Source organism: Limosilactobacillus mucosae, assembly GCF_046939755.1.
In the GTDB taxonomy this organism is placed as follows: Bacteria; Bacillota; Bacilli; order Lactobacillales; family Lactobacillaceae; genus Limosilactobacillus; species Limosilactobacillus mucosae_A.
This window is the reverse complement of the sequence record NZ_JBKZAY010000010.1, coordinates 37,695-64,141: the sequence shown is the minus strand read 5'-3', so window position 1 is coordinate 64,141 and position 26,447 is coordinate 37,695. Positions and strand designations below refer to the sequence as shown.

The following is a 26,447-nucleotide window of genomic DNA, read 5'->3' as shown; positions in this document are numbered from 1 at the left end:
ATGTAGGTTTGGACATTCTTGTCATCGTTGTCGAACTTCTCACCAGCCGGGAAGTTGTCCTTGAACAGTTCATAGCCTCGATCTTCGTACTTCTTGATCGTGGCAGCAGTACTGTAATCAATAGTTTCATTAGTGTGACCATCAACTGTGTCAGGCTTCTGCAAGTCATTACCAGTTTCGCCATCAATGTACTCGATTACAGCACGTTGGGCATCAGCCTGGTACGTAACATTAACCGTTTCGTCAACTGGCTTGTCACCATTAAATGCTGGCGTCTTTTGATCAACCTTAGTGCCTGCTACACCATCAATCAGCGTCGTGTAGCCTTTTTGAGGTGTTGGCGTATATTCTTGCCAAGCTGGGGCACCATCTGCTTGCCATTTACCGTAAGTAACATTGCCGGTTACCAGGTCTTCCGTGGCAGTCCGCTTGTAGTTAACTATCTGCTTTTCAGAACTAGTCTTGCCATCCGGCGTCGTAACATTGATGGTCCGGGTTGCCGTTGTCTTAGCCTGTGGATCGGTATTAGAAACATCCTCGGTACGGTGAGTCAAGTAAACGTAAACGATTTGATCCTTATCATCATCGTTATCAAATGTTGAAGGCACATCAACACTCTTTAAGTTGTAGTAATTGGAGATAGCAGCGTAGTTTTGATCGTGCGCAGCATCAAACGCGTAATCAATCTTACCGCCAGTTACGCCCTTGATCTCAACATTTTGAATTACCGTTTTATCAGGCAGTGAGCCACCTGGCGTACTTGGAACATGAGCATTGTTTTCGTCAGCATCCAGGTAGACCGTGTGTGCAAATTGCTGATCTGCTTGGTACGTAACGTTGATCGTCATGTCTTTGTCATTTGGCGTAACTGTAATTTCTGGAACAGATGTGGATGGCGTGTATCCAGGAATGTTTGGTACGTCAGCGCTTCCCAAAACAACATTATTCGACCATGATCCATAAGTTACTTCACCGGTAACTTCATCAACCGTTGCACTCCGCGTAAATTCAGCCTTCTGCGTAGTCGTCTGCGTCTTGCCATCTGGCGTCTTGATGTTGATCGTCCGCGTAACGGTCTTGTTCAGATCATCCTTGGCAACACCGCTTGGGTAATTCTTACCAGGGTTGTCTGGCAATACATCAGCCGGCGTCTTTGGATTGTCTGGCGTAACGATCGTCTTAGCGTGCGTGAAGTAGTACTTGAAGTATTGGTGAGCCGTCGAATCATTGTCATAAGTAGTCCCAGTGGTAAAGACCTTATTCTTCGCATTATCCTTATCAAAGACATAGCCTTTAGCTTCCAGTTCCTTGACAATTTCGCTAGGATTCTTGGTAAAACTGATTGCCTCACCGGTCTTGCCAGTAGCTACTTGCCGCGTACCATCAATCAACTGGCCCGTCGTTTCATCATAGAAAAGGGCTTGGGCTTCTTGCGTGTCAGCTACATAAACAACATTAATATCCTTACTCAGGTCGCTGACGTAATCTGCAGGGTTAAACGTGTAGTTTGTCACCGCCTTGCCATCGATCGTTGGCGTAAAGCCGGCTACCTTTGGAATTGTGACATTACCGGCCTTGGTTGAGTCATTTTTATCGTTTGGATACTGCTTGGTTGTCTTATCATCTGCTGGAAAAGCCTTGGAATCAGAATCAATAATCAGATTGCCAAGTTTTTCATAAACATACTGAATGTTGATCGTCTGTGGAATGTAGATGCTGTGAATGTTCCAATTAGCTTTCTCAACGTAATGAGTATCCCCATATTTTAGATTGAATTGGTCAACAACATCCCCATATTCATCAGTGACTGTAACCCACATTTCACCGGTTGCGGTATTAGTTTCTTTAAATGTAGCTTTATACCCATCATGCATGTCCTTTACATAGGTTGCACCCTGCTTGCCAAATGGCGACATGTAGCCATTAGCATTTGATGGCTCTTTGGCAAAATAGCCGTTAATTACCTTACCGCCCTGTGTTGTATAGCTTTGACCATCCAGACCCTTTTGAATGACGGGGTCGCTGACCGTATCACCCTTGCTATTAACATAAGTCGTCGTCTGCGTTTCTACTTGTGGGATCATGAAACTGATACTGCCATAGTCTCCATCATCCTCGCCCGCCTTAGGGTCAAAAACGTTGAACTTTGACTTCCAAGTATCATTGTAAGGTAAAATAAGACGACTGTGCTTAGAGGAAACAAAAACACCTGACTGGCCATCATTGTAAACCGTACCAAAGCTGCGTTCTACATACCACTTTTTAAATTTACCTGTAAATTCTTCTGTAATAATTACTTCTGTTGATTTATTTTTATCAACCGTGTACTCACCTAAAACATTATTATTGTTGCCCAGCAAGAAGACATGAACCTTGCCATCACCATTCCGATCAGTTGAAAGAACCAGGTTATACTCGCCATCCGAGCTTTGTGCCCACCAGTAGGTATAGTGACTGGCATCTGGATCTTTATACATTTCTGCTGGATAAGTTGGATCAGTAACCGTAAATCCGGCTGGCGCCTGTTGATTGGCAGCCTGTCGAACGGCTTGGGCATTCAAAGCGTTGGCTGCTTGGCTTTCATTGGCACTGGTGGCCGACATTGGCAACTGTACTGTTTGCGTATCAGCAGCGCTTTGACTGTTGGCTTCACTAGCCGCCTGTGAGTCTTTGCTTACAGTAGCTGCGGTATTGCTGGCAACTGAGCTGGATGCCGGCTGACTGCTGCTTTCACTGGCATTAGCAGCTGAAACTTGGCTGGCTGAAGCTGAACTGGCAGATACGGCCGAATCAGAGGCGGTAACTTTAGAAACGGGCTCAGCACTCGTTGGCACTGTGCTGCTTGCTGAAACGGCTGCACTGGCATTAGATGCTGAAGTTGTGTCACTGGCAGCTGAAGTTGTGTCCTGTTGTACAACTTGTTCAGTCTTTGCGGATGTATCCGGCTCAGTAGTTGCAGCCTGTGCTGTTGCACCACTGCCTAAATAAAAACCAGCCGCAACGGCAACTGAGACGACCCCAACGCTCAGTTTACGCAGTGCGAACCGTTGAAAATGCTCATTTGATTTGCTTTCCCTTACATAATTATTATTTTTCCCAACCATATTACTAAAACACTCCCTTAAAATTTTTTCATTATGGAAAAATCAACCTTTATTCAGCCGCCAATAATCATTGGCATTTGCTACTGCAATTTTTTAAATTAATTGCAGCGAATTTTCCTTTTTAAATAACTCCTCCTTTTTCCCGAAGTTCTCGTTACTTTCGAATGTCGTTTTTAATTCCTTAATTTTTTAAATAAGCAAGATACTTTTTTCGAAAACGCTTACGTTATTTGCAAAATTAAAAAGAATCAAAACTTAGGAGTTATGAGTTATTAGGAGATGTGAAATTTTTTGAAGTAAATTAGTATATATGTTTAAGAAAGCATTGACTTATTGATCAATAAACATTAAGCTTGAAAGTACAAAAGCAGTATGATACATAAGGTTTAGACTAAGTGAAGCTTATTTTCCAAGAATTTCATATGGTTTTACTTTATGTGCATACATGCCTAGAAAATGGGGTTCGTAACTCCTAAGTTATGACCTACCCCACCTCAGCACATCAATGCGTTTTAAGCCGCTAAATTCCCATTTTTATGGTGACATAGCAAAGATGCTGCTGCCCGACATAAATCACCAAGTTTGACTTTTTGTCATTTACTCGTTCGCGGCGACGAGACTTGGTTTTCTTGAAATCCCAGGTGAAACGAGACATTCTTGCCCCGTCTCGCCTTTTTTATTTTTAATAAATTTTCAAAATGAGTAAAAGATTAAACTATATGCATTTAAAATTTGTAAAAAAGCATTTCACTATAAATACCAAATCATGCATATAGTAATTTTTTCTAAAAACAAAAACATGCCGAATAGCAGCTGCCACTCGACATGTAAACGCTTTAAATTCAGTCAAAAACAAAACGGAGCATCCCTGTTTTCTAAATGCTCCGTTTTTTAATGATTAATTATGACGACGTTTCTTCAGACCAAGCATTGCCATCATTGTGCCTAAACTGGTTAAGCCCAGTCCCATGGCAGCTTTTGCTTGAGTTTCATCATTACCGGTTTGTGGCAGCGTTGCTTCTTTTTCAGAATCAGCAGCTACTGACCGTTCAACCGTCACAGAATTACTTACCGTTGCCCGTTGCGTTGAATCGCCTGGCACAGTAGAAATCGACTGATCGCGAGGTGTCGATGTTGCCAAATGCTTTGAATCGTTTGGCACAATCGAATCATTTGGCTGATCAGGCGTCGTTGGCATTGTTGGCTGCTTTGAATTATCAGCCTGATTTGGCGTTCCCTGCTGTTCTGGATTGTTTGGTACAGCTGGGTTCTTAGGCTGCTCCGGAATAACTGGCATGACCGGTTTTTGACGTTTTTTAACATATACTACCGGTGTGTCTCTACCAGGATTGGTTGGCGTAATTGATTCGCCTGGCTGCTTTTCTTTTGGCTGCCAGCCATCGATGCTTGGCACGGTTGGATGCAAGACTTTGGTTGGATCATTTGGATTGGTCTTGTAGGTTGGCGTGTTTGCACCTGGAATTGGCGTATTGTTTTCGTCTACTGGAACCAGCTTGCCATTTGGCGCGTAGTTCACCGTCTCTTTCACGTTTGGATTATCTACCGTTGCCGTCAGTCCACCAGCTGTCTTTTTATCAGCATGGTAGCCTTCAACAACCGGCGTATCTTCCGTACCGAAAGTCTTTGTACCAGTCCAGCCAGTAGTTTTGATTACTTTACCAGTTACCTGGTCAATCGTGCCAGTCTTACTGAAGGCTTGCTTTTCAGTTTGAACCTTGTCAGCAGGTGTGTCGCTGCCCACACCCGTGTAGTGGATGGTTTGGGTAGCGTCCTTGTAGCTTACCGTTTCTTTAGTCGCATGCTTTAGATGAACTACGAAATCATTGCCTTCCTTGGTATAGGTTTGTTTTCCATCAGAGAAGTTGTTGGAAACTAGTTCGTAGCCTTGGTCTTCGTAGTCTTTAATCTTGTCTTTAGTAGTGTAGCTGATCTTAGAACCAACTGTACCCTTTGCAAGCGGCTCACTGCTTAATTCCTTGCCCATTGTGTCATCGATGTACTCAATCGTGCCAGAAACAACTTGAACATATGGTACTGGCGTGTCCTTGGTTGGGTCTTTTGGCGTAATTGAATCCCCTGGCTGATTATTTTTTGGCTGCCAGCCATCAATGCTTGGCACGGTTGGATTCAAGACTTTGGTTGGATCATTTGGATTGGTCTTGTAGGTTGGCGTATTTGCACCTGGAATTGGCGTACCGTTCGGATCCACTGGAATCAGCTTGCCATTTGGCGCGTAATTCACCGTCTCTTTCACGTTTGGATTATCTACCGTTGCCGTCAGACCACCAGCAGTTTTCTTGTCGGCATGGTAGTCCTTAACAAATGGCGTATTTTCCGTACCGAAAGTCTTTGTGCCAATCCAGCCAGTAGTTTTGGTTACTTCGCCAGTTACCTTGTCAATCGTATCCGTCTTACTGAAAGCATTCTTTTCAGTTTGAATCTTGTCAGCGGGAGTGTCGCTGCCCACACCCATGTAGTGGATGGTTTGGGTAGCGTCCTTGTAGCTTACCGTTTCTTTAGTCGCATGCTTCAGATGAACTACGAAATCATTGCCTTCCTTGGTATAGGTTTGTTTTCCATCAGAGAAGTTGTTGGAAACCAGTTCGTAACCATGGTCTTCGTAGTCTTTAATCTTGTCTTTAGTAGTGTAGCTGATCTTAGAACCAACTGCACCTTTTTTAAGCGATTCACTGCTTAATTCCTTGCCCGTTGTGTCATCGATGTACTCAATCGTGCCAGAAACGACTTGAATGTATGGTACTGGCGTATCCTGGGTTGGATCGTTGGGCGTAATCGATTCACCTGGCTGATTGTCTTTTGGTTTCCAGCCATCAATACTTGGCACGGTTGGATTCAAGACTTTGGTTGGATCGTTCGGATCATTCTTATAGATTGGCGTGTCCGCACCTGGAATTGGCGTATTGTTTTCGTCTACTGGAACCAGCTTGCCATTTGGCGCGTATTTCACTGTGTCTTCCACATTTGGCTTGTCAACCGTTGCCGTCAGACCACCTGCAGTTTTCTTGTCGGCGTGGTAGCCATCGATGACTGGCGTATTCACCGTGTTAAACGTCTTAGTACTCCATGGCGTTATCGAAAGAATCTTACCAGTTACCTTATCAATCGTCACCGTCCGCGTGAAGGCGTCCTTTTGCGTCACAACATTGTCAGCTGGCGTCTTGTCGCCAGCACCAATGTAATGAATCGTTTGGCTGGCATCCTTGGCCAGATTCTTATGATCGACTTCCGTTGGGTAAACTGGGCTGTTCGGATTGTTAGGGTTGATTGGCTGGCCCGGTGTTACCGGATTAGGATCGTTAGGTGTGATGGTTTGCGTCTTGTGCTTTAGATGAACCACGAAGTCATTGCCAGTCTTTTTGTAGACCTGACTGCCATCAGTGAAATCGTTGGATACCAATTCGTAGCCCTGATCTTCGTAGCTCTTAATCTTATCTGCCGTTTTGTAGTTGATTGTTGAACCAATCTTACCACTTGGCAAATTATCACTATCAAGTTCTACATCAGTAGTGTCATCAATGTACTTGATCGTACCCGATACTTGGTTGTTGCTGTAAGTTACGGGTACGGTAGTGTCATCTTGATCTGGAGTTACAAGCAGTGATTCAACCGTTGACTTGTCAACCTTGTCGTAGCCTACTGAACTTGGGTCAGCTGACTTAACAGCTTCCAAAGTCTTTTCAGTTGGCGTCCATGCCCGGTCTGCACTTTCAGTATCAACCTTGCCATCATTGTCTGTGTCGTAACCAAGGATCTTGCCGGTTACCTTGTCAACGATGGCAGTCCGAGTAAATTCAGCAGTTTGAACGTATGAGCTAGTCCCGTCTGGAGCACCATCAACCTTATTGCCATCTTCATCGACATAGTTAATTGTCCGCTTTACCGTAGCAGTCAAGTCATTCTTGGCAACGCCATCTGGATATTTGGCATCGCCTTTAGGATTGATTAGCTGGCCTGGCGTAGCTGGATCATCTGGCGTAACTGACTTCGTGGCATGCTTTAGATGAACCTCAAAATCATTACCTTCCTTGGTATAGGTTTGTTTTCCATCAGAGAAGTTGTTGGAAACTAGTTCGTAGCCTTGGTTTTCGTAGTCTTTAATCTTGTCAGCTGTTTGATAGTCGATCTTGGAACCAACTGCACCCTTTGCAAGATTTTCACTGCTTAGTTTCTTGCCCGTCATGTCATCGATGTACTTAATCGTGCCGGAAACGACTTGAACGTATGGTACTGGCGTGTCTTGGGTTGGGTCTTTTGGCGTAATTGAATCGCCTGGCTGATTATCTTTTGGTTGCCAGTCATTAATACTTGGCACGGTTGGATTCAAGACTTTGGTTGGATCGGTTGGATCATTCTTGTAGGTTGGCGTGTCCGCACCTGGAATTGGCTTGCCGTCTGGATCCACTGGAATCAGCTTGCCAACCTTTTTATAAATAAATGTCGCCGTTTGGTCGCCATTACCAAACTTGTCGCTGGTGTTGTCTTGTTTTATTAAAACATAGCCGGGGATTACCTTGGCATCCTTAGTTACGTTAAAGCCATCACCGTTTTTGTACGAGCTGCCTTTAGAAACATTTGACAAGAGTTCATGGCCATCTTCGTCTACGAATTTCTCCGTCAGACTGTACCGATTCTGAGTGTACACAACTTCATACACGCGGTTAAGTGATGAATCATTAGGTAATACCGTTTCTCCGCCAACACTGTCCTTATCTGCCGTGTAACCCTCAACTGCTGGCGTTTTAATCGTACCGTACGTCCTGTCGTTTGCATCCCAAGTTGTGCCGGTAACTTTGCCATTGCCGTCATAGTTTACGGTCCCAGTAAATTTAACTGTTGCTTGATCGGCACTCAAACCTTCCATGAGGCTGTCCGTAATTGTGGATTGGTGAGTCTCATTGCCTTGACCGTCATAAACGGTCTCTTCAATCCGCCACTTGCCATCTTGGTCTGGCGTCTTAGTGATTTCTCTGACCAGCGTAGTCTTTTCTTGGTCACTATAGAACTTATAAGTGACGCTTTCTGTACCCTGCTTGCTAACTTTGCTCTTTTGGTAGTAATAATTAATGACGTTCAAGCAATCTTGATATGTGTGATTTTCTAGATTGTTACCAGTCGTCTTCGTCTCAACTAATTTCCAAGTCGTGCCATCCTGGTCGGTAATTTCTTGCGGCGCCGAGTAATCAAAAGCATCCTGTTTGCCATCTCGGTCTTGATCAGTATTTTGAAGACCATATGATTTACCGATAAAGTTACGCGCGGTTTTGGTGTCCTTCAGCTTAGTCGTAGTCGAATTGCCGTTTTCATCAAGCGCATAGTAATTAACGGTCAAAGTCTTTAAATAAGCTGCCGTATCCAACACGGCTGGCGCAACCTTGCTGCCACCACTAATTTCACCTTTAACTGACGGCCCCGTCGTTGCAATTGAAAGATCAAATCCTTCTTCTGGTACGTCTAATTCAAGCAGGACCGCTACACTATCACTATTACCGAACTTAGGGTCATGATTACTTACATCTTTATAAGTTCGCGTAATTGCTAAATATCCGTCACTTGTTTTTTGATAGGCCAAAGTCGAAGAATCGTCAACTAAGACATGCTTGACAGTGCTCTCGGTTATCTCAATTGCTTCGTCACTATCCAAATCCAAAAAACCTTCATGAATCTTCAAAGCAGTTGCAGCGATATCACCATTCTTAATCGCATCGGCAACCGTTTCTTTTAAGGTGCCATCTTGATTAACGAAATTATCAGCGTTAATCTCTTTGAAAAATTGAAGGTGCGTATTGGCAAAATTGCCTCTTTTAGCTACCTGCCAGCCAGAACCAACATTAAATAACAGATTGCCGCCACTATCCAAAATTCCTTTAATTCCAAATGCCAGTAAGGCTTGCTCATTTGCATAGTTAACCGATTCCAACGTCCATTTGACATCATAATGATCGATTTCGCCCGTTATTTGATTGTACTTTTGCACGGCATTGCGCGCGTAGAAATATGTATTCGGGCCAAAATCACTAGTTTTGATCAGACGAGCATGACCTTTTGAATTATGGTTGGGATATTCTGAATTACGATTTAAGCTATCATCATCCTGCAAAGTATTGATATCAACTTCTTTACCGTTGACGTACAGATGCAGATCCTGTTTATGCATCAAATTTGGCGTATCGCTATATTCTTGATCGTAGCCCTTGATTGTTGAGGGATCAATAACCGCATTCTCTGAAACCGTTTTATCAGTTGAAAAATCAGTCGATGTCGTTTTACCGTAGTTCTTGATTGAAGTACCCTTAGTATCAGGCCAATACTCCCCTGACTCATTGCTAGTCGGATTATTGTCACTGTTGCCGGTTACCGCTGATTTCGCACGCGTAAAGGTCGTTGGCACTCCATTGATGTCTTGATCTTCCCCATTAACAGCAGACGAGTCGGTGCCCGCCGATTTCGTTGGCGATGCTGACGCCGCATTGCTTGTTGAAGCTGCCGGCGTTCCATCATTGACTGGTGCTCCGCTGTCAACAGACGAAACATTACTGCTTTTTAAAACATATGTATTCCCCGAAATCATTGAATTATCAGCCGTTTTATCCGCGCTGTTTTCAGATGAATCGGCCGGTTTGGTTTGCGTGTCGGCATAAGCTGAACCTTGGGTAATAATGGCCGTACCCAGCAAAACCGAAGCAACCCCAATGCTTAGTTTGCGTAATCCCCAATGCTGCTGATGACTGAAACATCTTTCCATCATCAGGCGATAATTATTTTTCGAAACCAATTAAGAACACTATCCTTTAAATCAAAAATTCTCCGAAATCAGCAATTTCTAAGTAGTCAATGCCCTAATCGTTACTATAGAAACAGCTAATTGTTTAGATATTAGCACTATTATCCTTTTGTAACAATTATAGTGATAGTGTTTACATGTAATGCCAATAAATATATTAAGTGTTTACTAAAACGTTTTCAATATTGCGATAAATTTTTTGATAAACGTTTTGCCATTCTTTCGAAATATCCGTCAAAAACTAGTATCTGTAGTAACTACCTTACCGTGCTCTTCAAAATCTTATCGCTTCCAGAATTTACTCAAAAATAATTAATTATTCAACTGATAAATTAAAAACCTTCTATTTTCAAGCCTACATAAAAAACCTGAGCCGTTTCTTTGCTACGACTCAGGCTTTTTAATAAAATCTGATTTGCTAGTCGAATCTTTGCCCCATAATCACCAAATCGCGTTTCTGGCCATCCAGCTCCGCGACAGCTGGCAAAAAACCCCACTGCTCAAAACCGAACTTTTTAAACAAACCAAGGCTCGGCTGGTTATGCCCAAAAATATAAGCTGCCAACGCAGTCACGTTTAAACTTGGCAACTGGGCAATCACAAACTGGAGCGCCTGCGATCCCAGGCCTTGATGCCGCGCGTTTTGATCGATATAAATGCTAACCTCGGCTGTGTGTTCATAAGCCGGCCGTCCGTAAAACGGCTCCAGTCCTACCCATCCCAAAATCTCATCGGCATCGCTTCTGATGACCCATAATGGATGGGTTGGCGTAAAATTATGAAACCACGCCTCGCGATCTGAAGTCATTAACGGCTCCAGATCAGCTGTTGCCAGACGCGAAGGAATGATTTGATTATAGATTTCGACAATTCGGCGCAGATCTTCATGTCTGGCCGTCTCAAAACGAAGACTCAATTTGCTGCTCACCTCATTATTATTTTTGTCAAATTATAGAAAAGCTTTCTTTTTTTAGCAAATTCCTCCTTGATCATCCAATGGAAAGGTTTTCAGATTAAAGTTCGGTTAGAAGTCGCTTTTTGCCGTTGATTTTGCCAATTCAACATGTTAATGTAGCAATACACCGAATCTTATAAAGTTTAATTTCATTAATGTTCGTGTTTAAAAATATAAGGGAGAGAGAATACTATGACTAAGACAAGGAATCGTTATGGCGTCGCCTTCGCTGGTGTCGTCTTGCACTTAATGATTGGCGGCGTCTATGCCTGGAGCGTTTTTACCAAGCCGATCGCTCAACAAACCGGTTGGCGGGAAGCTTCGGTATCATTTGCATTTAGTCTGGCCATCTTCTGTCTGGGGATGTCAGCCGCTTTCATGGGTCGCTTGGTCGAAAAGTTCGGCCCAACCGTTACTGGTACTATTTCCGCTGTTTTATACGGATCAGGCATCATGCTGACGGGGGTCGCTATTCACACGCACCAACTTTGGCTGCTGTATCTGGCATACGGCGTTATCGGCGGCTTGGGTCTCGGATCTGGCTACGTGACGCCGGTTTCCACGATTATCCGCTGGTTCCCCGACAAGCGTGGCTTGGCAACTGGCCTGGCCATCATGGGCTTTGGCTTTGCCGCGCTGCTGACGGGTCCAATTGCTCAGCAGCTGATGGCTGGCATCGGTCTTTCCGCTACGTTCTACGTCTTAGGCGCCTTTTACCTGGTCGTAATGCTGATTGCCGCTCAGTTCATCAAGAAGCCGCGGCCTAATGAACTGCCAACCGCAATTGCCCAAAAAGCCTCCCGGGTCAGCTTGACGAACGGTCAACAGCTGACTGCCAACCAAGCCGTTAAAACCCGAACTTTTGCTTTCCTGTGGCTGATGTTCTTTATCAACATCACGACTGGAATCGGCCTGGTTTCCGCCGCTTCGCCAATGGCCCAAGAAATGACCAAAATGAGCGCGGCCACGGCAGCCGTAATGGTTGGTATCTTGGGTCTGTTCAACGGCTTTGGTCGCCTTGCCTGGGCCACGCTTTCTGACTGGATTGGTCGTCCGTTGACTTACAGCCTGATCTTTATCATCGACATTATTATGCTGATTATCTTGATCTTCTGTCAGGTACCCGCAATTTTTGCCATTGCTCTGTGTCTGCTGCTTTCTTGCTACGGCGCTGGCTTCTCCGTCATCCCCGCCTACCTCGGTGATGTTTTTGGTACCAAGGAATTGGGCGCCATCCATGGTTACGTGCTGACGGCCTGGGCGGTTGCCGGTATGGTCGGTCCCGTACTGCTTTCCTTCACGCACCAAGTTCTGCACAACTACTACGTCACGCTGCTGGCCTTTATCGCGATTGACGTAATCGCCATGCTGATCTCGCTTTGGATTCAACGTGATTTCGTCACTCCTAAAGAAGCTGCTGACGTAAAATAATCTGTTTTTGTTAAAAACGACAAAATAATTTTTTTGTAACGCGAAACCGGCAACTGTCTTTCGATTATAATGGCTTTTTTAGGACTGTTGCCCTGCATAATTCTTTGAAAATTCTAATTTTGTTGTTGACAATTGTCACTAATAATCGGTATGCTGTTTGCAATGGTTTTCGAAAGGAGGATTTAAACGCTATGATCAAGTTTGATTCCATGATGTGCTGTCAATGCATGTGCTGTACTGTAATGTGCCGCGCACTGTTTGACATGCCATCATTGAATCAATCTGGACTTGTGTAATTGGGCGTTAATCCTCTACAAACGCTTGCCATATCCAGACAGGCAACCAGGCCGTGATTCCTTCGATGGAGTCACGGCCTTTTTTGTTGGTTACTGCTATTATTCAATTTTTAAGGGGTTTTTAAACATGAAATTTTCCAAGATTAAACTGTTCGTTGCCGCGCTTGCCTTAGGTGGAACCGTTGCTGCCGCGCCTATTGCTCATGCTGAGACTTTAACGGTTGGTACTACGGCACAGACCTATCCAACCTCCTATAAAAAAGGCGACAAACTGACTGGGTTTGACGTTGCCGTTACCAAGGCCGTAGCCAAAGAAATGGGCGATAAGGTCAAGTTCAAGGTTGTTGGCGATATTCCTAGTCTTTTCGGTGAATTAGACAAGGGCAGCATTGACACGATCGCCAATTCGGTAACGGTCTTGCCTGAACGTCAAAAGAAATACAATTTCTCGCCAGTCTACTCTTACTACCCGGCCCAAATTGCGGTTAAAAAAGATTCTAAGTACAAGACGGTTAAAGATCTGGAAGGAAAAACCGTTTCTGCAACGGTTGGTTCCTCCAACATCGATCTGCTGAAAAAGTACGACTCTAAGATCAAAATCAAAAAATATGATGATCGCAACGCCATCTTTACGGACGCCAACAATGGCACGGTTGCAGGGGTTTTGAACCAGCGACAGTTCCTGGAAGAAACCATCAAAAAGCAAAACCTCGATCTGCGAATTTTAAAGGGCGTAGTTGGCTGGAACAAATCTGCCTTCCCATTTGCCAAAAACAGTCAAGCCCAGGCAAAGCAAAAGAAATTTGACAAGGCCTTACGCAAGCTGCAAAAGGATGGCACGCTTTCAAAACTTTCTAAGAAGTACTACAACGGTGAGGACGTTACCAAAAAATCGATCAGCAACGACTAAGCAAAAAACAATGGAGGAATAGAAATGGATTTTTCCTATATGCTTAAGGTTTTTCCAGAAATCGGCAAATATGTTCCGGTAACCCTTTTAATGGCAGTCGCGGCAATGATTCTTGCCATCATTGTCGCGGCAATCCTAAGCATTGGTCAGCATCATAAGACCAGTCGCTGGTTGGTTGACTTCTATGTTTTAATTTTTCGCGGTTTCCCGACTTTAGTTATCTTCTTCGTTGGCTATTACGGACTGCCACAGCTGCTGCACAGTCGCTCCCTGGTGCCGGCTTCCATTGCCGCGACCATCTGCCTAGCGCTAAAAGAAGGTGCCTACCTGGTCGAGATTTTCCGTTCGGGAATTGCGTCGGTAGCTAAAAGCCAACTGGAAACCGGCTTGGCATTAGGAATGTCCAAATCACTGGTCTACCGCAAGATCATCATCCCGCAAGCCATTCGCGTTATTATCCCGCCGGCTGGCAATACCTTTGTCGGCCTGCTAAAGGAAACGTCACTGGCATTTTCAATCGGCGTGACCGAAATCTTTGGGGCCGGTAAACTGTTGGCAACGGAAAACTTTGAATACTTCGATGTCTACCTGGTCGTTGGAATCTGGTATGTAATTATGATCTATGTATATACGCTGCTGCAGAAATTATTAGAAAGACGCTTGGCACGTCGTTTTGGCGAGGAGGCTGCCTAAATGAGCAAGAATCAGTATCTGCCAATTGCGATTAAAACCGCTAACTGGCTTGATGAGCATATCGTTGAGACCGCAAACGGCATTACCTGGGACATCAGTAAGTCGTTCAAGGGCCCTTGGCGCTACTATGACGAGGCCTCTATGTATGCCGGCGCCAGCGGAATCGTGAAGTTTTACCTGGAGCTGGCTCAAGTCAGCGGCAAGCAACGCTACCTGGATACCGCAGTCGCGGCTGGTCACGAGCTGGCTGCCCGCGCGTTGGCAAAAGAGCCGCAGCTGGATAAGGCTTTTAGCCGTTATGCCTTTACGACTGGGCTCAGTGGCGTGGCGCAGGCATTGGACTGGATCAATCAAGAACATCATGAGACCGTTTTTGATCAGGCAATTACCAAAATTTTAAACGGCATCGTCACTGATCAAAAGCAGGATGGCTCCTGGAGCGGTCAAATTGGCATCGTGGCTGACGGTGGCACTGCGCTGTTATTGGGACGACTTGGCGCAAAGTATCGAACTGCTAACTGGCAAGAAGCTCTGATCAAGTTTGGTGACTATGTTTTGGCTCACAAGCAGGTTGACGAAAATAGCCAGGCTTTTTATGTCGGCTTGGATCTTAAATTCGTCGGCGGCCCCATCGGCAAGTTCAATACCGGCTTTCCACTGGGTCCTTCCGGCGTGGCGTTCACCCTGCTTAAATTAGCCGAGTTGACGGGAGAAAATCGTTTTATTGATGGCACCAAGGGTATTCGTGAATTTTACGAATTCTATAATCACGGTCAAGGACTGCTCTTACCGCACTATCACCCTGATACCGAACATATCTGCTATGTCGGCTACTGTGGTGGCCCCGTGGGAACGGCGCGCTATTTCTATCAATTAGCCAAGCAGACCGCTGATGCACATGCCGTAGATGATTTTGCAGCCGCCATCGCGGGACTTGATCGCGTGCAGGCACCCCAAAAGCGTTCGGCTGGCTATTGGGAAACCGACAACTACTGCTGCGGTACGGCTGGCATCTTGCAGCTGTTTACCGGCGCCTATCTCGTAACAGGCAATCCAGATTATCTTGAACGTGCCCAGCAGACCGCCAAGCTTTTGGTTGAACGGGCAACCCAAGACGACCAGTTTGCTTACTGGCAGCAGGCCTTTGAACGGAAGAATCCGCAAAATATTACCGCGGCCTTAGGTTTTTATGATGGCGCAGCCGGGATTGCATCATATCTGCTGCAGCTTGGCGAGGTGGAAAATGGTCAGCTGTCAACACACCGCTTCATCGATGATCCTTACCCTGCTGTCTGGCAGCAAAACCAGTAAAACAACCGGCTCAAGCAGGCGTTGAACCATGCTGGGCCGGTTTTGAATTATCCGTTAATTTTATAGATTGGAATGATTTAATGTTTAATCGCACAATCCGGCTTAGTCCCGGTATTTATGTCAATGAACCCGGTGCATTAAAAAAACTGCCCGAACTGATCAATGAATTTGTACTTAAAAGCCCAGTCATCTTGACTGACCAAACCGTTCTAAAAATCATCCCCCAATATCTGCCGACTGATTTTCTGACTCGCTATCCAGTCGAAATCTTTAATGGCAGCTGCGAGTTTACCGAAATCGATCGCCTAACCGAACGGCTGAAAACCGCTGACGGCATTATCGCATTTGGTGGTGGGCAGCTGATGGATACGGCCAAAATCGTCAGTGACCGTCTCAACATTGTCTTGATCAACGTCCAGACCGTCCCCTCCAACTGCGCGGCCTTTACTACTAAAAGCATCGTCTATTCGCCAACCCATGAGATGATTGCCAGCATCCGCGAAAAAAAGCCCGTTGATGCCGTTGTTCTGGAACCTGAGCTATTGAAAAACGCGCCGCTTGAATATCTGCGTTCAGGAATCGGCGACACGCTGGCCAAATACTATGAAATTCGCCGACGTCTGACTGATGACAAAATGAACTCACTTTCGCTGTCTTTGGCACGCGATATGATCGAACGGTGCCGTGAAGAAATGCTAAAAGTAAATGATCCACGGTCGCTTAACGGTCTTGACCTGCAGAATTTTATCGATACGATCTTTTTACTGGCGTCATTGGTCGATGGCTTTGCGGATCTGGATGGACGCAGCGTGGCCGCCCATACTTTTTATAACGCCTATGTCAAAATCATCGGTCCCCAACGCTTCACGCATGGCGAGATCGTTGCTTTAGGCAATCTGTTTCAGGTCACGCTGGAAAACGATAGCGAGTTGATCAAAGAAATCCGCGCCTACTATCCACACGTTGACCTGCCTTTGTCATTAGCTGACCTTGGTATTACCCAGGCCGAGCAGCTGGACGCATTGGCTGAATATATGGCCAAACCCGACAACGTCAGAATGCAGTCGATTTTCCCCGGCATTACCGCAACTACGATTCGCAAGACGCTAACCAAGCTTATTTAAGCTAAAACCCCCAATTGATTCGCAATGCACCCGCGAATCGGTTGAGGATTTTTTATTCTACCAGTTCACAACCGACAGAAACCTATTTTACTATGCTGATTTATGCTTTCATAACTAAAACAGCCGCAGCATCAGCGCCATGATCATTTCTTTAATGAGCCTGCCGCCTAATGAGATCGCGGCGAAAACAATCAGGCCATCGATAACCAAAACGATCAGCGCGCCGTACATGCGATCGAGTTTCTGCGGACCAGTCTCAAGCATCACATCAGCTAATGCCAATCCAAACATGCCCAAAGCAGTCAGCAAAATCACGCCAATCAGAGTCATCATGCCAAGCGAGCTGGTTAATGAAGCCAGCAATAGGCTGACCAGCAGCAAAATAACATTGAAGTTGCTGGTCCACGTCAAACGATTGATCATGTCAAGATAGTCGCCACCTTCAACACCATTAACATAGCGTTTAAAGACATACGCCACGGCACTCATCAATAGGGCAGCAATCAAGATCAACAGCCACAGCAGCAAAAAACTTCCCGTCGTCATGGCCTTGATATGAAAGACGATTGACGAGCCAGACGCGAGCTGGGCAAGCTTAGCCGATAGATGATCAACCAGCCAACTCAGCGTCACGACCGTAAGCAGCGCCTCGATAATCTGTATCGTCAAGCCGGTCCAGCGCCAGCTTGGCTGCTCATACTCGCCAGGATGCCTTAGTGATTCAATCAGCCAGTCCCAGGCGCGCTTGAAACCCTGCTTGGCATGTTCAAGATCCAGCGTCAGTTCAAATGAATCTCCATCCGTACTTGATTCAGATTGCTTTCTGGCTTCCACACGACTCTTGAATGACGACGACTCATGATTGACTTTGGCTTCACCAGCCGCGCTGACTGCTGCTTTTTGATCGGGTTTAGCAGGCTTGCTGTTTCCTGATGCCGGATCATCAACCAAGGGATGCCGCTGTTCCGCGGTTGTCTGATTATCTGAAACATCATCGCGGCTAGGGGTCATGGCACTCTGGAGCGGTTCATCAGCCCTTCGTGAATGGTCAGCATCAGTTGCCGTTTTCAATTCATGCTGTGTCACTGTTGCTTGGGGCCGTTCAGCCGCATCCATTAATGACCGTTGTTCGCTGCTTGGTTCAGCTGCCGCTGACTGACTGTTTTCTTTAGCTATCGAAGCTGGCTTAATTTCTTCGCCAACCGTTTTATCAGCATTTTGATTGGCATTTGTTTCAAAATGCCAGCCACAACGCGTGCAGTATTCGGCATTTTCTAAAACTTCACTGCCACAGTTTGGACAGATTTTCATCTTGCTTCCTCCATCAAAGCATTCATTGATTTAATTATGTAAAGTAAAAGCACCCCGCGGCAATGGCGGAGTGCTTTTTGGTTAAGCGTGATTAGCCTTCAAAGACGTCCGTCAATGGAGGTACAACTTGCTTCTTACGTGAAACCACGCCTGGCAGGTTCATCCGGTGGTTGTCGCCCAGCTTCTTGCCGAATGCCTGCTCAACCTTTTCCGTGTTGCCGCCAACGACCAGCAGATCAGAATCACTGTTCAAAATGTTGGTAGCAATCAAGATGAACGTGTCGTAGCCGTTTTCTTCGTTCAGCTTGGACATCGTGTTTTCCAGGTCAGCTTGACGGGCGAAGACATCGTCCAGATCAACCGTGTTTACTTGACCGATCCGCAGCTTGGCATCACCCAGTTCAAACGTCTTAGCGTCGCCGTCAACGATGTCAGCATCAGACTTGGCAGCCAGGTTAGTACCAGCCTTCAGCATTTCAATTCCGTAAGCTTCGTAGTCTTCAACCCCAGCAACCTTTGCCAAGTACTTCAAAGCCTCGCCGTCATGATCAGTAGTCGTTGGTGACTTCAGCAACAGCGTGTCAGAAATAATAGCTGACATCATCATCCCAGCCAGGTTGGCAGGAATTTCAATGTGCTTTTCTTGGAATAATTCCGTGATGATCGTGGAAACACAGCCATATGGGCGCGCCGTGATCCAAAGTGGCTGTGCCGTGTTGAAGTTGGCGATCCGGTGATGATCAACCAAGTGCGTTACCGTAACTTGGTCGATATCAGCAACTGATTGTTGTGGTTCATTGTGGTCAACCAGCATTACCTTGTCAGTTTCGTTGGCAACCGTCTTAACGACCCGTGGTGCTTCCATATTGAAGTAGTTCAAAGCATACTTCGTTTCATCGTTTGGTTCGCCCAGGGCAACGGCTTCCGTTTCGTAGCCCAGTTCGTTTTCAAAGTATGAAAATGCCATTGCGGCCGTAATGGCGTCAGTATCTGGCTTTTGATGACCAAAAACTAATTCCTTGCTCATAAAGACAACTCCTTTGATTCAATCATCACGTAAAACGTTTGCTGTAACGTTTCCGCAAATTAATAATACTCTTTTATTTTAGCACGACCAGCCGATAAATGGGAATCAAATTTCATTGTAGTGTATATTTATGCAGATTATGAAAGTCAAGCTGCTCGCTGGATGTCGTTTCGGCTGGTTGCGGCTTGATACGCAGCTTAACCGGCGTACCTTGACTGTCCGTATCAATTACAAAAGTACCATTAGAATGGGCCGTTCCCAAATGGTGATCCGTAATCAAAACATCTTGGAACATTGGTCGGTCGGTAATGATTTCAACGGCTCCTTGATAGTCGGCATCATAAGGCAAAAAGTCGACCAGCTTGTGCGGCAGCTTCTTCAAACGGTGCAGCACCAGTTCGCCGCGTCGTGCCCGCGCGCCAAGCTTGATGTCGGCTACGGCCATCTCTTTAAAGGCCCCGCGCTGAGTTACCATGGCCAGATGCTGATCTTCATCGACCAGCTGCAGGTCAACCATTCTGTCATCATCATGCAGATTGATGGCCCGCACTCCCGTCGTTCTGACCCCAGCAATCGGTACTTCCGCTACGTCAAAGCGAACGGCATAGCCTTCCTGACTGATTGCCAGCAGTGACTGTGACTTATCTTTTGGCTCATAGTACATGACGTTAACGACTTGAGCGTCATCACCCTTGAGCTTCATGTAGACCGTCGCCGTGCTCTTATAACGGGATCCTGGCTGGTATTCCTTAAACTCAGTCTGCTTGACCTGTCCATCACTGGTTCCCATCAGCAGCGTTCCAGGCATGTCCAGCCGATCAAAAATCAGCGCCTTAATAATTTCTTCACCTGCTGCCAAGCCGATTGTTTGTGAAATGTGCTCACCCACGTCTTTCCAACGTACGTCAGCCAGTTCATGCACCGGCCGATAGATCAGGTGACCTTGGTTGGTAAACATGAACAGATGCGCTAGCGTATTGGTTTCTTGAATCAGCAATGGGTAGTCGTCTTCTCTTAAGCCGTCTTCTTCAACATTCGAGGCCTTAAACGATCGCAGACTGCTGCGCTTGATATAGCCAGCTTTGGAAACCAATACAACCACGTCTTCTTTGGCAACCGTAACCTTGGTATCAATCTCCAGTTTTTGGACCTTGCTTTGAATCTCAGTCCGACGCGGCGTGGCAAATTCTTTTTTGATTGCCCGCATTTCTTGACGCAGTACCTTGGCCAGCTCATTTTCATCGCTTAAAATCAGCTGGAATTCGGCAATCTGATCATTCAGACGCTTTTGCTCATCTTCCAGCGCCGTCACATCGGTATTGGTCAAGCGATACAGCTGCATGGTAACGATGGCTTCGGCCTGCGGATCGTCAAAGCCCAGTGATTCGATCAGATTCTGCTTGGCATCCGCCCGGTTTTTAGAAGCCCGAATCGTTTTGATAACCTGATCCAGCATGCTGAGTGCCTTGATCAATCCTTCAACGATATGAAGCCGTTTTTGTGCCTTAGTCAGATCAAAGCGTGTCCGCCGCATGATGATCTCTTTTTGGAAGCTCAAATAAGACGTCAGGATCTGCTTAAGACCTACCCGCATCGGCCGCTGATTGTCGATGGCCACCATATTGAAGTTATAGTTGATCTGCAAGTCGGTGTTTTTTAGCAGATAGTTCAAGATACCCTCTGCATTGGCGCCGCGCTTCAGCTCAATCGCGATTCTAAGGCCGCTGCGGTCAGTCTCATCCCGTGCCTCAGCAATCCCCTCAACCTTTTTAGCCAGCCTCAGGTCATTGATTCGCTTGACCAGCTGGGCTTTGTTGACTTCATATGGAATCTCAGTGATATTGATCTGCTGCCGACCGCCACGCAGCGTCTCGATACTGGTCTTGGCCCGTACGATGATTCGTCCTCGACCAGTTTCATAGGCCTTTTTAATTCCTTCCTTGCCTTGAATGATTCCACCGGTTGGGAAGTCAGGACCAGGCACGAATTCCATCAGCTTGTCCAGACTGGCCGTGGGATGACTGAGCAGATAGATCAGCGCATCAATCAGTTCACCCAGATTGTGCGTCGGAATTTCGGTGGCATAGCCGGCAGAGATCCCGGTCGCGCCGTTAACCAAAAGATTAGGAATGCGGGCTGGCAAGACAGTCGGCTCTTTTTCGGTATCGTCAAAGTTCAGGGTCATGTCAACCGTGTCTTTATCGATATCTTTGAGCATCAAACCGGCAATCTTGCTTAAGCGGGCTTCAGTATAACGCATGGCAGCTGGTGGATCACCATCCATCGACCCATTGTTGCCGTGCATTTCAATCAATGGATCCCGCAGCTTCCAATCCTGACTCATCCGTACCAACGCCTCATAGATCGAACTGTCGCCGTGAGGGTGGAAGTTACCCATGACGTTACCAACCGACTTGGCAGACTTGCGAAAGCCCTTATCATAGGTGTTGCCATCTTTATTCATGGCAAACAGAATGCGGCGCTGAACCGGCTTAAGGCCATCGCGAATATCCGGCAAGGCCCGTTCTTGAATGATTGACTTGGAATACCGGCCGAAGCGATCGCCCATCAAGTCTTCCAAAGTCATATTTTCGATTTTTGGTTCACTCATTGACTTTCACCTCTTAATTTTGATTCCATGTATTGATCGTCGGGGTTTTAGCCTTTTGCCCCCGACTTTCCATCAGCTGATCGGATTCTTCGTCATCACTCAGCGTAAATTGCACGTTTTCTTCAATCCATTTCCGGCGTGGCGCTACCTTATCACCCATCAAAGTCGTGACACGTTTTTCAGCCAGCTCAGCATCTTCTATCCGCACCCGAATCAGCGTCCGCGTGTCAGGGTTCATTGTGGTTTCCCAAAGCTGGTCGGCATTCATTTCACCAAGCCCCTTGAAACGCTGCAATTGCGCACCGCGAATTTTTTTGGTCATTTGCGTAAGCTGATCATTGGTCCAGGCATACTGAATCTTGGTTTTGGCTCCTTTGCCAGACTGGATGCGATACAGTGGCGGTAAGGCGATGTAGACCTTGCCGGCTTCAATCATTGGGCGCATGTACTTGTAAAAGAACGTCAGCAAAAGGATCTGAATGTGGGCACCATCATCATCAGCATCCGTCATAATGATGATCTTGTCGTAGTTAGAATCGGCAACGTTGAACTCACTGCCAACGCCCGCACCAACCGTGTAGATGATCGTATTAAGCTCTTCGTTTTTCAAGACGTCATCCAGCTTGGCTTTTTCCGTGTTTAAGACCTTGCCGCGTAATGGCAGGATTGCTTGAAACTTCCGATCGCGTCCCTGCTTGGCACTCCCGCCGGCTGAGTCACCTTCAACCAAGAACAGCTCATTTTTAGATGCATCTTTTGACTGGGCCGGCGTCAGCTTGCCGGACAGATTCCGCTCTTTACGACCTTTGCGCTTGGAACCGCGTGATTCATCCCGTGCCTTGCGCGCAGCCTCTCTTGCCTGACGAGCCTTGAGTGCCTTTCTGATCAACTGCTGAGCTTCATCACCATTTTCCATCAGCACGTAGCTTAGCTGATCGCTGACGATTGAGTCAACGATCTTCCGGGCTTCTGGCGTCCCCAACTTGTCTTTGGTCTGTCCTTCAAACTGCAGAATGCGTTCCGGAATTCGAACCGAAACTACTGCTGTCAAGCCTTCGCGAACATCGGATCCTTCCAGATTCTTGTCACGCTCTTTTAACAGACCAACTTTTCTGGCGTAGTCATTGAAAGTCTTGGTCCAGGCGTTGCGAAAACCGGCTTCATGCGTGCCGCCATCTGGAGTGCGCACGTTGTTGACAAAGCTTAAGACGTTTTCTGAATAGCCATCATTGTACTGGGCCGCGACTTCTACCTCAACGCCATCTTGCTTGCCATCAAAGTACATGATCTGACCCAACGTATCCTTGTCTTCGTTGAGATAACCGACAAAATCTTTGATTCCATTTTCAAACTGGAAGATCTCTTCTTTTTCCTGACCCGCCCGCTTATCAGTCAGCGTGATCTTAAGGCCTTTTAACAGGAATGCCGACTCACGCAGCCGTCTTGCCAAAGTATCATAGTTATAGACCGTCGTGGAAAAGATTTTGGGGTCCGGCTTAAAGGTTACCGTTGTTCCGGAACCGGCCCGCGTATTGCCCAACTTTTTCAGCGTACCGACCAGATTGCCGCCATTGACGAATTTTTCTTGATAGCGAACGTGGTCTCTAACGATCGTCAGCGTCAGCTTAGTTGAAAGAGCATTTACGACTGAGGCCCCAACCCCATGCAGCCCACCGGAAGTCTTGTACCCATCCTCTTGACCAAACTTGCCCCCGGCATGCAGCACGGTCATAATGACTTCAGGCGTTGGTTTGCCTGAAGCATGCATTCCTACTGGCATCCCACGACCATGATCCTGGACTGTGATTGAATTGTCAGGTTCGATCGTGACATTGATCTCATCACCAAAGCCAGACAAAGCCTCATCGACTGCATTGTCGACAATTTCGTATACCAAATGGTGCAGGCCATAGGTATCCGTTGAACCGATATACATCCCCGGCCGTTTGCGCACTGCTTCCAGCCCTTTAAGGATTTTAATGGAGGATGCATCATATTGATATTCTTGTTCTGCCAACGAAAGGCCCTCCTCGTGATTTTTTAGTAACGTTTTTTAATATAACTGATTTGACAAAATTTAGCAAAGAATTTTTGCAAACATCTGTGCCCCATTATTTTAACATATCAAAGTAAGGTTGCCGATGCCACTCAATGTGCTATTATAACAATTATGCAATCATTATCGAGGGAGTTTTGAATGATTTATGATTTTTAAAATCTGTTTAATGGCGACCGTTGCCTACCTTTTGGGCTCGATTCCTTGGGGGCTTTGGATTGGTCAGACATTCTACCATAAGGATATTCGCAAGTTCGGCAGTGGTAATATTGGCACGACCAATACCCTGCGTGTTTTGGGACCTAAAGCAGGCGTAACCGTACTGTTTCTTGATATGTTCAAGGGGACCCTGGCAGCCTGTCAACCATACTTCTTTCACTGCAGTCAGACCGTCAACCCACTTTTGATTGGCTTATTTGCTGTTTTGGGGCACACCTGCTCGATTTTTGATCATTTTCATGGTGGCAAGGCTGTTGCAACTAGTGCTGGAATCTTGCTGGCATATAACCCGCTGCTTTTTTTGGTTGCCTGGGTCATTTATTTGACGGTATTATTATTGACCAGCATGGCCAGTGCGGCTGGTATGGTCGGTATTACCGCGATTTTCGTCATTGCCTTATGCATTCACGACTGGGTCTTGGCAGCCATTGCGGGGTTCTTGACGGTGGTAATCATCTGGCTGCACCGCGCCAACATCAAACGCATCTTCAATGGTACCGAATCGCTGGTTCATTTCGGATTAGGCTATCGGCGGCAACAAAAAAGGAATCAAAAATAATTAAGCTTGTGATCGCATCATTTGGCAGCAAAAGCCGAGTTGAATGCGATTTTTATTTTGGGATAATTTGGGCAATCGTTTTCCCAGTACCCCTTGCAAAAACATTGTAAGCGCTTATAATTAGGTGTAACGATTTCCTAAAATCAATCACTAAAACCGAGGTGCTTTTTATGAGTTCATTTAATCAACAAAGTTTTCAGCTTAATGACAAGGTTGCTCTGATCACTGGCGGGGCCAGTGGTCTGGGCCAAAACTATGCAAAGGCGCTGTCGCTTTACGGCGCGAACATTTTCGTCGTTTCAAACTCGCAGCGCGGTTGGGAAGAAACTCGTCAAGCGGTCGAAGAAAATGGACAAAAGATCGGTTTTCTGCAACGTGACATCACTGAACCAGGCTGTGCCGATGAAATCATCGCGCAATGCGTCAAAGAAATGGGTGGCTTGGACATTCTGGTCAATAATGCCGGTATTCAGATTCGCAATGACGTCTTAGCATTCAAGGATACAGATTGGGATAAGGTAATCAATTTAAACCTTAATGCTCTTTATCATATGTCCCAAGCGGCCGCTAAATACATGGCCAAGCAAAAGCATGGCAAAATCATCAATATTGGCTCAATGCAGTCCTACCGCGCTGGTAAATTCATCTTCCCCTACACAGCCGCCAAACATGGCGTGTTGGGTCTGACCAAGGCCTACGCTGATGCCCTCGCAAAGTACAACATTCAAGTCAACGGGCTAGCACCGGGCTACATTTTAACGGATATGACTAAGTCGCTGGCCGAAGATCCAGTCCGGGGACCCGAAATTAAAGAACACATTCCTTCCGGTGAATGGGGACGCCCTGAACAACTAATGGGACCAATGGTATTTTTGGCCAGCTCGGCATCAGATTACGTAACGGGAGTGATGTTGCCGGTCGACGGCGGTTATCTGCTGCGCTGACAAAATTAACTTAAATTGCAAGGTAAACACATTATTATATAAATCAACAGCGATCGACTACGTAGAATTACACCCATCGACCGCTGTTTTTAATTTTAATAAGAATGTTGAATGTTGTTAGAATGGCTGAATGGCAAAAGCATAGTCTTCATGCTTGCCAGGTGCCAGGCGACTCATCACCTGCTTGTCTTCAAGTCTGCCATCACTATGAATACTGTCGGCAATCCCCCACCATGGCTCCACGCACACCAGATTGGCCTTAGCAGGATATGGCGACCAAACGCCAACAAACGGAGCGCCATTTACCTGCACGTGAACCCCATGACCGGTTTGCGGTTCCGTCAGCGTGGCCGTAAATGGCATGCCTTTGGTTGCAAAAATCAAGGCATCCTCAGCAAACAGTTCATGATCAAGCGCGATCGGCTGTTGCATGTGCAGAACTTCTGGATGTTCCAGGTCATTAAATGGACCAGGCGCTACCAGCTTAACCTGTTGATAGTCAATCGCCGGCGAAACGCTAAACTGAGTCGTTTCAAAACTGCCCTGTTCATCAACTGGTACGTTAAAACCAGGGTGAGCACCCAAGGCATAAATCAGCGTCTTATCATTGCTTGGATTTTCAACGCGATAGCTGACCAGCAAACGATCCTCATCCAGCTGGTAGGCAACCGTTAAGACAAAGGCAAACGGGAAGGCTGCCCGCGTTTTTTCATCATCGCGCAGCTCAAAGACAACCTTATCGCTGTCTTGTTCCACGATCTGAAACTCCCGATCGCGGGCAAAGCCATGCTGCGTCTGATGATAGATTTTGCCTTGATACTTATACTGATCATCTTTGAGCCGGCCGACAAATGGAAACAGAACCGGTGCCTGCCGTTTCCAAGAAGCTGGGTCGCCCTGCCACAAATATTCCAATCCCTCTGCATTGCGTTTAATGCTGTGCATCTGCGCGCCCAATGGATCAATTTGAACCGTCAGCTGTTCGTTTTCAATCTGAATCATCTCTCGTCATCCTTTCAAACTCTCAACGGACAATGGTATATGCCAAAAGCCCTCTAATCTGCACAATAACA

At 46.3% G+C, this 26,447-nt stretch carries 15 protein-coding genes; 7 read left to right on the top strand and 8 right to left on the bottom strand.

Annotated features, from left to right (window positions below):
• The 3 genes from ACLUWI_RS05055 to ACLUWI_RS05045 form a co-directional block, all read right to left on the bottom strand.
• Positions 1–3,104, bottom strand: a 3,104-nt coding sequence (locus ACLUWI_RS05055) for a mucin-binding protein (RefSeq protein WP_412146422.1), incomplete at its 3' end; no start/stop codon positions are given.
• An 898-nt stretch (positions 3,105–4,002) separates the two neighbouring features.
• Positions 4,003–9,918, bottom strand: a complete 5,916-nt coding sequence (locus ACLUWI_RS05050) for a mucin-binding protein (protein ID WP_412146421.1) — start codon at positions 9,916–9,918, stop codon at positions 4,003–4,005.
• 427 nt (positions 9,919–10,345) lie between these two features.
• Positions 10,346–10,843 (bottom strand): N-acetyltransferase family protein, encoded by a 498-nt coding sequence (locus ACLUWI_RS05045; protein ID WP_412146420.1) that lies wholly within the window; start codon positions 10,841–10,843, stop codon positions 10,346–10,348.
• A 231-nt stretch (positions 10,844–11,074) separates the two neighbouring features.
• On the opposite strand from ACLUWI_RS05045, the gene ACLUWI_RS05040 reads away from it, so the two are divergent.
• The 5 genes from ACLUWI_RS05040 (at position 11,075) to ACLUWI_RS05020 (ending at position 16,647) form a co-directional block, all read left to right on the top strand.
• Complete coding sequence (locus ACLUWI_RS05040) at positions 11,075–12,313, top strand: OFA family MFS transporter (RefSeq protein WP_412146419.1); 1,239 nt, start codon at positions 11,075–11,077, stop codon at positions 12,311–12,313.
• Positions 12,314–12,736: 423 nt separating this feature from the next.
• Positions 12,737–13,519: a transporter substrate-binding domain-containing protein gene (locus ACLUWI_RS05035; RefSeq protein WP_169462236.1), complete on the top strand. Its 783-nt coding sequence runs from the start codon at positions 12,737–12,739 to the stop codon at positions 13,517–13,519.
• Between the two features lie 24 nt (positions 13,520–13,543).
• Complete coding sequence (locus ACLUWI_RS05030; RefSeq protein WP_412146418.1) at positions 13,544–14,212, top strand: amino acid ABC transporter permease; 669 nt, start codon at positions 13,544–13,546, stop codon at positions 14,210–14,212.
• Positions 14,213–15,523 (top strand): lanthionine synthetase LanC family protein, encoded by a 1,311-nt coding sequence (locus ACLUWI_RS05025; RefSeq protein ID WP_412146417.1) that lies wholly within the window; start codon positions 14,213–14,215, stop codon positions 15,521–15,523.
• An 80-nt stretch (positions 15,524–15,603) separates the two neighbouring features.
• Entirely contained in the window at positions 15,604–16,647 is a 1,044-nt protein-coding gene (locus tag ACLUWI_RS05020) for an iron-containing alcohol dehydrogenase family protein (protein ID WP_412146416.1), read from the top strand.
• 114 nt (positions 16,648–16,761) lie between these two features.
• Here ACLUWI_RS05020 and ACLUWI_RS05015 read toward each other — a convergent pair whose 3' ends face one another.
• The 4 genes from ACLUWI_RS05015 to parE all read right to left on the bottom strand — a co-directional run bounded on the left by ACLUWI_RS05015 (position 16,762) and on the right by parE (position 23,613).
• On the bottom strand, positions 16,762–17,958 hold the full coding sequence (locus tag ACLUWI_RS05015) for a zinc-ribbon domain-containing protein (RefSeq protein WP_412146415.1): 1,197 nt from the start codon (positions 17,956–17,958) through the stop codon (positions 16,762–16,764).
• 91 nt (positions 17,959–18,049) lie between these two features.
• A complete protein-coding gene (locus ACLUWI_RS05010) occupies positions 18,050–18,985 on the bottom strand; it encodes a manganese-dependent inorganic pyrophosphatase (protein ID WP_412146414.1) in 936 nt (311 codons plus the stop codon).
• Positions 18,986–19,097: 112 nt separating this feature from the next.
• Complete coding sequence (parC, locus tag ACLUWI_RS05005) at positions 19,098–21,596, bottom strand: DNA topoisomerase IV subunit A (RefSeq protein WP_412146413.1); 2,499 nt, start codon at positions 21,594–21,596, stop codon at positions 19,098–19,100.
• A 13-nt stretch (positions 21,597–21,609) separates the two neighbouring features.
• Positions 21,610–23,613: a DNA topoisomerase IV subunit B gene (gene parE, locus ACLUWI_RS05000; protein ID WP_412146412.1), complete on the bottom strand. Its 2,004-nt coding sequence runs from the start codon at positions 23,611–23,613 to the stop codon at positions 21,610–21,612.
• 187 nt (positions 23,614–23,800) lie between these two features.
• Here parE and plsY point away from each other — a divergent pair, with 187 nt between their 5' ends.
• Together plsY and ACLUWI_RS04990 are read left to right on the top strand one after the other, a co-directional pair.
• The gene (plsY, locus tag ACLUWI_RS04995; RefSeq protein WP_412146411.1) at positions 23,801–24,430 is read left to right on the top strand and encodes a glycerol-3-phosphate 1-O-acyltransferase PlsY; all 630 of its coding nucleotides are present in this window, start codon (positions 23,801–23,803) and stop codon (positions 24,428–24,430) included.
• Positions 24,431–24,600: 170 nt separating this feature from the next.
• Positions 24,601–25,374 carry an SDR family NAD(P)-dependent oxidoreductase gene (locus ACLUWI_RS04990; protein ID WP_412146410.1) on the top strand — a complete coding sequence of 258 codons (774 nt, stop codon included), beginning with the start codon at positions 24,601–24,603 and terminating at the stop codon, positions 25,372–25,374.
• Positions 25,375–25,491: 117 nt separating this feature from the next.
• On the opposite strand, the gene ACLUWI_RS04985 is transcribed toward ACLUWI_RS04990, so the two are convergent.
• Positions 25,492–26,376, bottom strand: coding sequence for an aldose 1-epimerase family protein (locus ACLUWI_RS04985; protein ID WP_412146409.1), 885 nt, complete (start codon positions 26,374–26,376; stop codon positions 25,492–25,494).
• Positions 26,377–26,447 lie beyond the last annotated feature (71 nt).